General features: G+C 74.5%; 12 protein-coding genes. All 12 read right to left on the reverse strand.

Annotated features, from left to right (window positions below):
* Nucleotides 1-2: 2 nt before the first annotated feature.
* Entirely contained in the window at nucleotides 3-695 is a 693-nt protein-coding gene (gene gntA / locus OG509_RS01175; RefSeq protein ID WP_406179286.1) for a guanitoxin biosynthesis heme-dependent pre-guanitoxin N-hydroxylase GntA, read from the reverse strand.
* Nucleotides 692-2,704 carry a hypothetical protein gene (locus OG509_RS01180; RefSeq protein WP_406179288.1) on the reverse strand — a complete coding sequence of 671 codons (2,013 nt, stop codon included), beginning with the start codon at nucleotides 2,702-2,704 and terminating at the stop codon, nucleotides 692-694. The genes gntA and OG509_RS01180 overlap by 4 nt, the downstream gene beginning before the upstream one ends.
* A complete protein-coding gene (locus OG509_RS01185; RefSeq protein ID WP_406179289.1) occupies nucleotides 2,701-3,546 on the reverse strand; it encodes a hypothetical protein in 846 nt (281 codons plus the stop codon). The genes OG509_RS01180 and OG509_RS01185 overlap by 4 nt, the downstream gene beginning before the upstream one ends.
* Before the next feature lie 4 nt (nucleotides 3,547-3,550).
* A complete protein-coding gene (locus OG509_RS01190; RefSeq protein ID WP_327135296.1) occupies nucleotides 3,551-4,282 on the reverse strand; it encodes a class I SAM-dependent methyltransferase in 732 nt (243 codons plus the stop codon).
* 53 nt (nucleotides 4,283-4,335) lie between these two features.
* Nucleotides 4,336-5,583, reverse strand: coding sequence for an ATP-grasp domain-containing protein (locus OG509_RS01195; RefSeq protein WP_406179291.1), 1,248 nt, complete (start codon nucleotides 5,581-5,583; stop codon nucleotides 4,336-4,338).
* A 108-nt stretch (nucleotides 5,584-5,691) separates the two neighbouring features.
* Entirely contained in the window at nucleotides 5,692-6,507 is an 816-nt protein-coding gene (locus tag OG509_RS01200) for a 4'-phosphopantetheinyl transferase family protein (RefSeq protein WP_406179292.1), read from the reverse strand.
* 141 nt (nucleotides 6,508-6,648) lie between these two features.
* Nucleotides 6,649-7,923 carry an MFS transporter gene (locus OG509_RS01205; protein WP_406179294.1) on the reverse strand — a complete coding sequence of 425 codons (1,275 nt, stop codon included), beginning with the start codon at nucleotides 7,921-7,923 and terminating at the stop codon, nucleotides 6,649-6,651.
* 117 nt (nucleotides 7,924-8,040) lie between these two features.
* A complete protein-coding gene (locus OG509_RS01210; protein ID WP_403735341.1) occupies nucleotides 8,041-8,775 on the reverse strand; it encodes an SDR family NAD(P)-dependent oxidoreductase in 735 nt (244 codons plus the stop codon).
* Nucleotides 8,775-9,398: a class I SAM-dependent methyltransferase gene (locus OG509_RS01215; protein ID WP_406179296.1), complete on the reverse strand. Its 624-nt coding sequence runs from the start codon at nucleotides 9,396-9,398 to the stop codon at nucleotides 8,775-8,777. The genes OG509_RS01210 and OG509_RS01215 overlap by 1 nt, the downstream gene beginning before the upstream one ends.
* Nucleotides 9,395-10,528, reverse strand: coding sequence for an HAD-IIIC family phosphatase (locus OG509_RS01220; protein WP_406179297.1), 1,134 nt, complete (start codon nucleotides 10,526-10,528; stop codon nucleotides 9,395-9,397). The genes OG509_RS01215 and OG509_RS01220 overlap by 4 nt, the downstream gene beginning before the upstream one ends.
* Nucleotides 10,515-11,699 carry an acyl-CoA dehydrogenase family protein gene (locus OG509_RS01225; RefSeq protein WP_406179299.1) on the reverse strand — a complete coding sequence of 395 codons (1,185 nt, stop codon included), beginning with the start codon at nucleotides 11,697-11,699 and terminating at the stop codon, nucleotides 10,515-10,517. Before OG509_RS01225 ends, OG509_RS01220 begins: the two co-directional genes overlap by 14 nt.
* Nucleotides 11,696-11,977 (reverse strand): acyl carrier protein, encoded by a 282-nt coding sequence (locus OG509_RS01230; protein ID WP_406179301.1) that lies wholly within the window; start codon nucleotides 11,975-11,977, stop codon nucleotides 11,696-11,698. The genes OG509_RS01225 and OG509_RS01230 overlap by 4 nt, the downstream gene beginning before the upstream one ends.
* Nucleotide 11,978: the final 1 nt, after the last annotated feature.

The following is an 11,978-nucleotide window of genomic DNA, read 5'->3' on the forward strand; positions in this document are numbered from 1 at the left end:
CTTCAGTCGTGCCAATCAAACGGGCACGTCCAGTGCGGGGAGACTGCGCGGCCGGAGTACTGCCGTGCTTCGGAGATCTCGCCGTGCTCGGCGAGCATCGGGTTCACATCGCCCTGGAGCGCCACTTCCTTGCCGCGTATTTTCGTCTGCATTCCCTGGTAGACGCCGGTGTGCTTGAGTTCGGCGAACTGGCGGTGGGAATTGAAGACCAGAACGGGATGGGCGAAGCGCCGCGAGATGCGCGAGGCGCGGCGGTGCAGGCCGATGACGAAGAAGGGGTGGCCGCCGACGCTGATCCCGAACCGGGGGTCGCGCGGGTCGGGCGAGACCTCGCGGGCCCACGGGTGGTCCGCGCGGTCGGCCCGGTGGAGTGCGTTCAGCTGCTGCCAGAGCAGCTCCTCGAACACCTCCTCGTCCGCCGGATCGGACCGCGTGAAGATGGCCGCGAAGGAGTGGAAGCGTCCGGGGCCCGCCAGTGGGCCGGTGACGAACCGTACGAGGTCCGTGCGGAGCCGGTGCAGGTCCTCGCGGTCGCCCAGGGTCCCGTAGACGCCGGTGGCCAGTTCACCGCGCTGGAGTGCGGCGCGGGCGCCCAGGCAGGTGAACGTGTCGGCGCGCAGCCAGGCGGTGAAGCGCTCCACGACCTCCTCGGCGTGCCCAGGGTGCTCGCGGCCGGGCGTGTTCCGTTCCGTCATCGCCCGCTCCAGCCGCGGTCGGCGAGCGCCCGCAGGACCGCTTCTCGGCGGCGGCGGCGTTCGTCGCGCAGGGGGCCGTCGTCCGTACGGAGGAACTCCGCGCGTACGGTGAGCGAGAGGTGCCCGGCGGGCACCTGCCCGCCCTGGAGCAGGTCCTTCACCGCGACCCGCCGGTCCTCGGTGCCGCCGGCCCGGGCGACGACCCGCAGGACCTCGCCGGCCGAGACGGCCTCGGGCACGACGACGCAGACGTTGAACGCCGGCGGCGGAAGCGGCTCCGGGATCCGCACGGTGGGCGGGACCGGCGCGGGGCCGCCCAGCAGGTCCAGGTCGAGTTCGGCGCAGCACACCCGCTCCCCCGCGGCGTCGGCGAGGGCCGCGGTCTCCTCGGAGAGGACCCCGGCCCGGCCCACCGCGGTGCCGCGGACGCGGACGGTGAAGGAGGCGCCCGCCGCGAACTCCGCGTGGGGTTCGGGCGTCAGCTCGAGTGCCTCGTGGCCGGCCGCGGCGGCCGCCGTCCGTAGAAGGCCGTTCAGGTCGGCGAAGCCCGCGGTCCGTGGCCGGGGTTCGACCAGGGACGGGGGCGCGACGGCTCCGGCGAGGACGGCGGCGATCCGCCAGGACTCGTCCCCGAGCGCGGCGGAGCGCGGGACCTGGCCGACTTCGAAGACGTGGGCCGCTCCGGTCCGGCGCAGCGCTCGGCCCGCGACGACGAGCAGGCCGGGCAGCAGCGAACCGCGCACCCGCATGGCGCGCAGTCCGGCCCGCCCGTGCACGGTGACGGTCTCGGCCGCCGGTGGGGTGCCGACCGCGCCGAGGGGCTCGCCGGAGCGCAGCAGCACGGGGGTGGTGACCTGCTGCAGCCCCCGTCTCAGGGCGGCCGTGGTGAGGCCGCGGCGCAGCAGGCGCGCCCGGTCCGGCCACGGGCCGGCGGCGGAGGGCGGCAGTCGGCGCAGCAGCGTCGGGTAGCCGCGGACCCGGGCGGCCTCCCCCGCCAGCGCGGGGACACCGTCCAGGTCCGGCCGGGCGGCGGGCACCGTGACATGCAGCGGGTGGCCTTCCTCGGGAGGCGCGACGACCGCTCCGCCGGCGGTCAGCAGGGCGGCCAGCGTCGCGAGGTCGAGGTCCGGGTCGACCAGGCGGCGCAGTTCTCCGGGGTCCGGGCGCAGCACGCGCGGTGCGGGCGCGGACGCGCCGGCACCGCCGGCCGCCGTGACGGTGCCGCCCGCCCAGTCGGTGACGAGCGCGACGAGGCGGGCCACCGCCCGGTCGCAGGACCGCGGGTCGTGTCCCCGTACGGCGGGGGGCCCGTCAGGGTCCGGGCACGGGCCGGTCCCGGGGGCGGGGTGCGCTGTCGCCGGGTCGAGCCACCAGGCCCACACCAGGGTGTCGCGGCCGTCGGCGGGGACGGCTGCCGCCGGGGTGTCCCGTCCGAGGACGGCCACGGTGTGTTCCCCGGCGCGGAGCAGCAGTCCTCCAGGGGGCGGCCCGGCGGGATCCGCGGGATCGGCGGGGCTCGCGGAGCGCAGTCGCAGGCCGCTGAGGTCGAGTTCCCCGGCGTCGGCCGCGCCGAGGGGCTGCCCCGTCTCGAGCCCGACGTAAGCCGCCAGGTCGGCCACGGTTCCGGTGAGCGGCACGCCCGCCGCGCGCAGCCGGTCCGCTGCCGCGCCCGGCAGGCGGACCTCGCCCGGGAGCCGGACGACGGCAGCCACCACGCGGCCGGGGAGGCCGTCCTCCGCCGCCAGGACGAGGCCGTCCGGGAGGGGCGCCGACCGCTGGGATGCCGACCGCTGGGGCGCGGCCGGCCCGGCCGCGTTGCGGGCGCGGACCTCGGCTGCCAGTCCGCGGACGGAGCCGAGATGGGCGAGCTCGGGCGGGGGCAGGACCTCCACCACGCGATCGGCGTGCAACCCTGCGCGAGCTCCGCTCTCGTGGAGGTGGTCCAGGAGGGCGGCGCGGTCGACGGGGCCGCCGCACTCCTGCTCCAGCCAGGCGAGGGGGATCTTCACGGTCGGTCGGTTCCTTTCTGCGGCGGCCCCGCCGGCAGCCCGGCGTGGTCGAACTGCTCCAGCAGGCGCACGTCGTTGACCAGCAGTTCCCGGATGTCGGTCAGTCCGTGGGTGAGTCTGAGCAGGCGCTCGACGGAACAGCCGAAGCTCAGCCCCACGACCTCGTGCGGGTCGTAGCCCCCGGCGGTGAGCACCTCGTCGCGCAGCAGGCCGCCGGCGCCGATCTCGATGCGTCCGCGGCCCTCGCACTCGTCGCAGCCCGGGGCGCAGCGGGGGCAGGCCACGTCCACGGCGAATCCAGGTGAGGCGAAGGGGTAATCGCCGCGGCGCACGCGCCACGGATGTCCTTGTCCGAACAGGCCGGACACCAGGCGGTCGAAGAGCCCCATGAGGTCCGGCAGGCCCGCGCCCGGCTGGACCACCAGTCCGTCGATCTGGGTGAACTGGGAGCCCGAGTAGGGGGAGGAGAGTTCGTTGCGGAAGCAGGTGCCCACGAGCAGGGTGCGCAGCGGCCCGGGGGCGGCGGCCCGCATGGCCTGCGGGCCGCCGGACGTGGCGTGGGTGCGCAGGACCAGGCCGGGGGCCGGGAAGAAGCTCAGGCGGGTCCTGGTCGGGTGGTCCTGCGGGTAGCCGAGCACGTCGAAGTTGTCGCGGGCCGACTCCAGCAGGGGCAGGTCCACGACGTCGAAGCCGAGCGGCACGAACAGGTCCCCGATCCGGTCCACGAGGGCCGCCACCGGATGGGGCCGCCCGGTGTGCGGCCCGGCCGGCGGCAGCCCGGGGTCGCAGCGGGCGTCGGCCACCTCCGGGGTCAGGGCGGCGGGGGCCCGTTCGTCCGGCACGGTGTCAGCCCGCCTTGCGGTAAACGCCGATGTGGTTCTCGGAGTACGTGTCGTAGGGGACGTTGCCCCAGTCGCCCCAGCGCTCGCTGAGCTCAAGTCCGGCGATCCTGGCCATGAGGTCGAGCTCGGAAGGCCACGTGTACCGCAGGAAGGCCGGATAGAGCTTGATGCCGTCCTCCCGGATCTCGACGTGGTTCTCCTTGATGTGCTGGGTGGCCCGGTCGAAGGTGTCGGCCTCGATGCGGACGTGGTCGAGTCCGACGTCGTACACGTGGGCGCGGCCGTTGAAGCGGAAGCGGGTCGGGTCGGGCACGAAGGTCTCGACGACGAAGAGCCCGCCGGGCTCCAGGTGGGCGGCCACCGATTCGAAGCACTGGATCTGCTCCTCCTGGGTCTGCAACGCGTACAGCGAGTTGAGCAGCAGGAAGATGAGGGAGTAGCGGCGCTCGGAGGTGAAGTCGGCGATGTTGCCGATGGACACCTCGATGGAGTCGCCGCCGGGCTTGGTGCGCATCACGTCGACGATCTCGGGGGACGCGTCGAGCCCGTCGAGGGGGACGCCGCGCTGCGCGAGCGGGAGGGCGACGCGGCCGGTCCCGATGGCGAGTTCGAGGGCCCGGCCGCCGCCGACGCGCTTGGCGAGGAAGTCGACGGCTCCCTCGGGCTGCGGCCAGTCGATCTCGTCGTACACGCTCTTCCAGCGGGGGCCGTACGTCTCGGGCTTCCAGTCGGTCATGGTGTTGGCCTTTCTCGTGGTCCGGGGTGGTGCGGTGGGGTCGGGCGGTGGGGTCAGGAACCGAGGACGCGCAGCTCGTGGTGGGCCAGGAGCAGGCGGTCCTCGACCTCGTCGGCGTGCGGGCCGGTGGCCATGACGTAACCGACGCGCCCGTAGAGGTCCTGCGGAGGGGGCGTCACCGTCTCGCCGCGCGGGCGCAGCTCCCCGATCTCGTGGATCCAGGGGCGGGCGCGCAGCGCGGGGGCTTCGGCGAGGCCGTCGAAGCGCTGGCGGGTGCGGGGGTAGAGGAAGCGGATGCCGGCCGAGCGGTCGCCGCTGGAAGCGATCTCCGGCGCGCGGCCCAGGGCGGCGGCGGTGAGCAGGGAGCCCAGGCGCACCCCTCGGGCCAGCTCCACGATGCGGGAGGCGATGTCGCCGCCCGGTCGCGCGTTGAGCTCGATGATGCGCGGTCCCGCCGGGGTCATCTTGACCTCGACGTGGGCCACGGTGCGGTCGATCCCGGCGGCGAGGACGCTGCGGCAGGCGAGGTCGAACCCCTCGGTCATCTCGGCCCGGCCCAGGGTGCCGTGTCCGGTGATGAAGCCGGCCTCGACCGGGTAGGGGTCGTAGGCCCAGATCTTGCGGGCCCAGGAGACGGGGGTGGCCGTGCCGTCGTGTACGAGGCAGTCCACGTCGAATTCGAAACCCTCCAGGAATTCCTCGACGAGGATCCCCTCGCTTTCGAGACCCATCTTGTCCGCGTGCAGCGCGGCGTCGAAAGCGGCGTCGAACTCGGATTCCTCGTCCACCCGGCGCACGCCGGCGCTGCCGGACAGGCCGCGCGGTTTGACGATCAGCGGGTAGCCGATGTCGCGGGCGGCCCGGCGGGCCGCGTCCAGGTCGTGGACGAGGTGGGATCGGGTCGGGGAGATGCCGGTGTCGGCGAGCAGGGTGCGCTGGCGGTGCTTGTCGCGTGCCAGCTCGGCCGCGGCGACCGGCACGCCCGGCAGTCCCAGGCCGCGGGCCAGGCGTGCCGCGGTGACGACCATGGTCTCCTCGTAGGTGACCACGGCCGCGACCCGGCGGCGTGCCAGCAGGGCCTTCGCGGCCCGCAGGGCGTCGTCGTCGGTGTCACCGCCCGTGGAGGCGTCGAAGACCGCGCAGTCCTGGACCCGGTGCAGCTGCCAGGTCGGCGGTTCGGGGTTGAGCAGGACGAGGTCGGCGTCCGCGGCCATCTGGGCCAGCAGGCGCTCGTGGCCGGCGCGGTAGCCCGACCCCACGACGAGCAGCGTCTCACGGCTGCCCGCACGGTCGTGTGTCACGTGTCTTCCTCTCGGTCCGGTCGGGTTCCGCAGTCGCCGATCGGTGTGGGTAAGAGAGAGTCAAATATCTCTGTGACTCGCTGTCAAGATTAGTCAGTAATGCAGTCACTAATATTCTTGCGCAGGCAGCCGGAGGGTCCGGACGGTCACGACCGGCGTACGCGGCGGCTCGTCCGGCGCCGCGATGGCGAGGGCCGCACGGCGGCCGGGCGGCAGGTCGAGGTCGGCGAACGCCCAGCCCCGGGTGGTCGGCTCCGGCCCCTTCCCGTCGGCGGCCGCGTCGGCGGCCAGGCCCACGCACGGGCCGGCCAGTCCGCCGGGCAGCCCCGTGCCGATGGCCTTCAGGTAGGCCTCCTTCCGCACCCAGCAGCTGAGGAAGCCCTCCTCCCGCCGCTCGGGCGGGAGTTCGGCGAGCGCCGCGCGTTCGGCCGGGTGCAGCCGCCGGATCATGCCGTCGAGGGGGCTGTCGGGGTGGCGGAAGGCTCGTGACTCGACGTCCACGCCGACGGTGACCGCGGCGAGCGCGACGACGGCCAGGTCGCCCGCTCGGGACAGCGAGAACTCGACGGCCTGCCCGTCGCCCGCCGTCCTGGGCCGCCCGTGCGGCCCGGCGCAGTGCGGCAGGCCGCAGGGCTCGCGGGTCAGGCGCACCTCCCGGGGCCGGATGCCGAGGCATCCGCCGAGGACGGTCCGCAGCGCGAGGTGCGAGGCGACGTAGCGGCGCCGCGCGGAGGCGTCCAGGAACGCGGCCGCCCGGGCCCGCTCCCGCCGGTCGAGCACCCGCTCGTGACGGGCGTCGGGCACGGAGTCCAGGGGGACGACCCAGACGGCGGCCTCGCCCGGTCCCGGCAGGTCGCCGCGCGCGGGCCGGCCGTCCCGCGTCGTCGCGGCCGGCGGTGCGTACCGCGGTGGCTCGGGGCGCATTCGGGGCTCCTTCACGGACGTGTCTCCCAGGGCGTGTCTTTCGGATCAGGCCGGGTCGGCCCGCGGTCTCCGGTCCCGGGCGCCGCGGGCCTGGGGATACCTCCGGCGGTAGCTGGGGGAACCTGATCCGAAAGACACGCCCTACGGGGGTGCCTCCTTGCTCAGGACGGGGGCGGCGAGGCGGCGCACGCTGCGGCCGCGGAACGAGAGCAGGGCGTACAACGCGAGCGCGTAACCGCCCAGTTGCAGGGCCAGGTAGCTCCAGACCCCGCCGCCGTCCACCACCGGCAGCAGCACCAGCGGAGCGACGAACGCACCGAGGCCGTGCGCGAGCGAGGTGGCCGCGGCGTAGCTCTCCAGCCGGGCCGCCGGGGCGGCCAGCGTGACGAGCGGCTGGACGCTCGGCGCGATCAGGCACTCCCCGACTGCGAAGACCAGCCCGAACAGGGCACCGAGCAGCAGGCGTACGCCGGTTCCGGGCACCAGCACGGCGGCCGTCAGGGCGGCCATGGCGACCACCCAGACCAGGATGGCCGCCGTCAGCGCGGCGACGTACCCGATCCGCTCGACGACCCGCAGGGCCAGGCCCTGGAAGGCGATCACGCCGACGGTGTTGCAGGCGACCACGACGCTGACGGCGGACACCGACAGGTGCGCGTTGCGCAGGATCGCGGGCACCACGGCGTCCACCTGGGCCAGCCCGAAGACGACCAGGGCCGTCTGCAGGAGGAGGAGCCGCCGGAACACCGGGTCGCGCAGCGCCGTGCCGCGCTCCCCCGGGTCGGCGCGCGGGGCGCCGCGATCTGCGCGGTGCGTACCGGGTCCGGCGGGCCGCCCCTCCGCCCGGCGCAGCCGCACGAGCGTCGCCCCGTACAGAAGGTAGCTGGCCGCGTTGGCGACCACGCACAGGGTGTAGCCGCCCTCGCCGAGGTGTTCCACCGCCTGCCCGCCCAGCAGCGCTCCCACGGCCACGGTCAGAGCGGAGACGCGGTGCTGCCCGGAGAGGACGCGGCTCAGGTGCGAGGTGCCGAACACCTTGGTGAGCAGCGGGGTCTGGACCGCGTAGTAGGCGCCGGTGCCCGCGCCGGAGAGGCAGGCGGCCGGCACGGTGGCGGCCATCGAGTCCGCCAGGGCCAGCCATGCCGCGCCGGTGGCCTGGAGGACGGTGGCTCCGATCGCGGGCAAACCGGGGCCGTGGATCCGGCCGATCCTGCCCGCGAGCGGGTTGACGGCGAGTCCGGCCACCGCGAACAGCGCAAAATACAGCGAGACGCCGGAGGTGGGCAGGCCCAGGACCTCCCGGAGGTAGGCCACGGTGAGCGGCAGCATGAGGCCGGTGCCGAACGTGGTGGCACCCCAGCCGGTGAGGAACCTCGTGTAGAGGGGCAGCGGCTGCCCGCCTGCCGCCGCCTTCACCGGTCCGCACCGTCCGGTGCGGACGCGGGCACGGCGTGGCGCGGCGGATCACCCGGGGACGCCCGGCCGCGGAGGCCCGGGGACGCCCGGCCGCGGAGGCCCGGGGGCGGGCGGTGTTCAGAGGTATCCATAGCTGAGCCAGCCTCCGTCGACGACCAGCGTCTGGCCGTTGATGTAGTCGGCCTCCGGGGAGGCCAGGAAGAGCACCGGGCCGACGATGTCCTGCGGTCTGCCGCGCCGGCGGGCGGGGATCCGCCCCACGATGGCGTCCTCGGCGAGCGCGGCCGGGTGAGGGGTCTCGATGCGGATCATGCCGGGGGCCACCGCGTTGACGTTGACGCCGCGCGCCGCCCACTCGACGCCCAGGCTCCGGGTCAGCTGCAGGACCCCGCCCTTGCTCGCCGCGTACAGCGCCCGTTCGGGGAAGGCGGTGTAGGAGAGCAGGGAGCAGAAGTTGACGACCTTGCCGTGGCCCTGCTCCAGAAACCGTCCGCCGAACACCTTGCAGGTGAGGAAGGTGCCGATGACGTTCGTGTCGAGCAGGCCGCGGGCGGCGTCCACGGAGAACCCGGTGGTCGGGCCGAGGTCGAACAGCCCGGCGGCGTTGACGAGCACGTCCACGCCGCCGAACGCCCGGTCGACCTGCTCGGCGCACCGTTCGACCGTCTGTTCGTCGGCGACGTCGGCCGGCAGCGCGAGGCTCTCGGCGCCGAGGGCCTCGATTTCGGCGGCCACCGACTCCACCTGGGCGGCGGTACGGGCCATCAGGGCGACGCGGGCACCGCGCTCGGCGAATCCGAGGGCGACGGCGCGTCCGATGCCCCGTCCGCCGCCCGTGACCACGACGCGCATCAGCGGGCCCGGAATTCGCCGAACCAGTGCAGCTGGTCGGGCTTGGCCTGGGTGGGGACGTTGCGGTAGACGTACAGCCCCACGCAGGTGAACCGGTCGGAGCGGAAGGTGGCGAGGATCTCCTCGCTGGTGATGCGGCGCGGGCCGGTGCCCTCGACCATGTGGTCGGAGAAGGAGTTGAGCAGGAACAGGCCGCCCGGCTTCAGCAGGCGGTGGACCTCGTCGGCGTACCGCTCCCGTGCGTCGTCGCGCATGTTGTGGAAGACGAACGAGTCGGTCACGACGTCGGCCGAGTCGTCGGGAAGCGGTACGTCGAGCACGTCGCCCTGGATGAACTCGGCCGGAGCTCCGGCGAGTTCGGCCCACCGGCGGGCACGGGCCACCGCGTCGGGCGACAGGTCGACGCCGGTCACGTCGAGTCCCTGCACCGAGAGGAACACGGCGTCGATGCCCGGGCCGCTGCCCAGGTCGACGAGGCGCTGGCCGGGCTTGAGGGTGCCGTCGATGACGCGCTTGATGAGTTCGAGCCCCGGAGAGGCGTTGAACCAGGAGAGCTTGGCGAGCGGCTCCTGCGCGTACACCGAGGAGAAGGTGTCGGTCCAGGTCTGCGTGAAGGCGGTCATGCGATGAGCTCCTGACTCGTGCCGCGCGGGGCGGCGGGGATGTCTTCGATGACGAGGCGTACGTAGCCGGGCACGGCCGGGCCGCCCGCCTCGGGGAGGGAGAGGACGACCAGGTCGTCCGTGCGGGACTCGACGGTGAATCCCGCGAACCGGTAGGTGACGAGCATCTGCCGGTTACGGTCGGTGGGCCGGAAGTGGGCGACGGTGCCGGCGCCGTGCGCCGCGGCCAGTCCGGCGACGGCGGCGATGAGGCTGGTGCCGATGTTGCGTCCCATGACGCGGCACGACATCAGCAGCAGCCGGATCGTCCAGGGGGGCGCGGCGGCGCGCGGCCCGGCCCCGGCCTGGCCGGTCGTACCGGTGGCGACGACGGCGAGCCCGATGGTCCCGTACGTGCCGAAGCGGTCGTCGAGTTCGGCGACGAGCACGCGGTGGCCCGGGTCCCGGATCAGTGACGCCAGTTCGTCTTGGCCGAAGGTGATGCCGGTGGTGTTGAGCTGGTGGGTGCGCTGGGTCAGTTCGGCGGCGCGGGCGAGGTCCGCGGTGCTCGCCTCACGCACGCGCAGCGTCATGTCGAGGGACTCCAGGAACTCCGCCGCCGGGCCGTCGAACGCCACCTCGTGGGTGCGGCGCCTGCTCTCCGCCAGGTACATCGCGCGGCGGCGCCGCGCGTCGTCGGTCACCTGCGCGGGCAGCACGGCGCCGGCCGCCACCAGGGCGTGCAGCTCCTGCCTGGTCATGCAGCGCACGCTGGGCAGTGCGCCGGCCACTTCGGCGCGCTCGAACGCGGAGTCGTCCACGAACAGCACGCTCTCGGGCGAGATGTTCAGCTCCTGGGCGACGGCGCGCAGGGAGGCGGACTTGGCCGACCAGCCGACCTGCGGGTACAGGAAGTACTCGTCGAGCCCGAAGGCGCGCAGCCGCTCGGCGACGGCGTCGGGTTCGTTGCGGCTGGCGACGGACTGGAGGATGCCGTGCTCGTCGAGGGTGCGGACCAGTTGGCGGTTGGCCTCGGGGACGCTGAGGTCGTCGCCCTCCAGGAGGGTCCCGTCCCACAGGGTGTCGTCGAGGTCCCAGACCACGCATTTGACCTGCGGGGCCGGTGGGGTGTGCGGCTCAGTGCTCTGCACGGTGGTCGTCCTCCTCCCGGTACGGCGCCGCCGGGGACGGGGCGCGGTCCGTGGTGCTGTGCCGGCCCCGCAGGAGGTCGGCGGCGATGATGTCCTGGAGTACTTCGGTGGGGCCCTCGATGACCTCGTGGACGCGCGCGGCGGCGTGCAGGCGGGCCAGCGGGTGGTCCTCGGTCTGCCCGGCCGCGCCCAGGAGGCGGGAGGCGGTCGCGGTCGCGGTGGTCGCCGCCCGGCTGGCCAGCAGCTTGGCGCGGGCGGCGGTGACCGCTGCGGACGGCTCCCGGTCCTCGATCTCCTGGGCGGTGTGCCGTACGTAGCGGGCGGCGGCGTCGGTGGCGAGGGCGGCATCGGCCAGCAGGCCCCGGACGAGTTGCCGGTCACCGAGGGTGGTGCCGCCGTGGGCGCGGGTGGCCGCGTGGTCGGCGGCCAGGCGCAGGGCGGCCTCGGCGACGCCCACGGCGCCGGCGGCGACGTACAGCCTGCCCAGCGTCAGGCAGGAGGTCACCACGAACGGGATGCCGATGCCGGGGCGGGCGACCGCGCGGGCGGCCGGTGCCGTGGCGCCGTCGAACGTGACGCGGGCGAGCCGGGCGGCGCGCAGCCCCGCGGTGACGGGTTCCACGGCGACGCGCACGCCCGCTCCGGCGTCCACCAGGGCGCAGCTGCCGCGCCCGTCCGTGCTGCCGAAGACGAGGTAGGCGTCGGCGATCTGGCCGAACGACAGCCAGCGTTTGGTGCCGGTGATCCGCAGGGTGTCGCCGTCCCGTTCGATGGTGGTGGTCAGGGCGCCGGTGTCGGCGCCGGCCTGCTGCTCGGTGAGGGCGAACGCGGCGAGCATCCGGCCGGTCGCCAGCTCGGGCAGCAGCGCGTCGCGCAGTTCGGCGGACGCCCAGCGGTGCAGCGCGTGGCAGACCATGGCGTGGACGACGAGCAGGCTGTGCAGGCTGGGTGAGGCGGCGGCCACCAGGCGGTGCACGTCGGTGACGGCGGCCGGGGGCGTGCCGCTGCCCCGGTGGGCGGTGTCCACGGTGAGGCCGAGCAGGCCGAGGGCGGCCAGTTCGTCGATGGCCGCGCGCGGGACGGCTCCCGCGCGCTCCCAGGCGGTGGCGCGGGCGGTGAACGCGTCGTCGCGCAGGGCCGCCAGGAGGGCTTCGGGGGCGGAGCCGGTCACGATGCGGCCAGCCGGCGGTTGACGAGCCCGGCCAGGCCCCGGATGGAGTCGAAGTTGGCGAGTTCGAGATCCTCGTCGGCGATCTCGACGTCGAAGGTGCGCTCGACGAAGTCGACCATCTGGACGGCGGCCACGGAATCGAGGACCCCGTCGGAGATCAGCGGCCGTTCGTCCTCGATGCCGGGGCGTCCGCTGAGCCGGCTGATGAACTGCCGTACGGTGGCGGTGACTTCCTCGGGGGTGTGCGGGCGGGGGGTGGCGGTCTGCGGAGCAGCCATG

Origin of the sequence: Streptomyces sp. NBC_01006 (assembly GCF_045162725.1) — a bacterium.
Classification (GTDB): domain Bacteria; phylum Actinomycetota; class Actinomycetes; order Streptomycetales; family Streptomycetaceae; genus Streptomyces.

What these genes read in the sequence shown, in the direction of transcription:
- gntA (WP_406179286.1), bottom strand. Translation starts at nt 695, where the DNA reads ATGACGGAACGGAACACGCCCGGCCGCGAGCACCCTGGGCACGCCGAG.
- OG509_RS01190 (WP_327135296.1), bottom strand. Translation starts at nt 4,282, where the DNA reads ATGACCGACTGGAAGCCCGAGACGTACGGCCCCCGCTGGAAGAGCGTG.
- OG509_RS01200 (WP_406179292.1), bottom strand. Translation starts at nt 6,507, where the DNA reads ATGCGCCCCGAGCCACCGCGGTACGCACCGCCGGCCGCGACGACGCGG.
- OG509_RS01210 (WP_403735341.1), bottom strand. Translation starts at nt 8,775, where the DNA reads ATGCGCGTCGTGGTCACGGGCGGCGGACGGGGCATCGGACGCGCCGTC.
- OG509_RS01215 (WP_406179296.1), bottom strand. Translation starts at nt 9,398, where the DNA reads ATGACCGCCTTCACGCAGACCTGGACCGACACCTTCTCCTCGGTGTAC.
- OG509_RS01230 (WP_406179301.1), bottom strand. Translation starts at nt 11,977, where the DNA reads ATGGCTGCTCCGCAGACCGCCACCCCCCGCCCGCACACCCCCGAGGAA.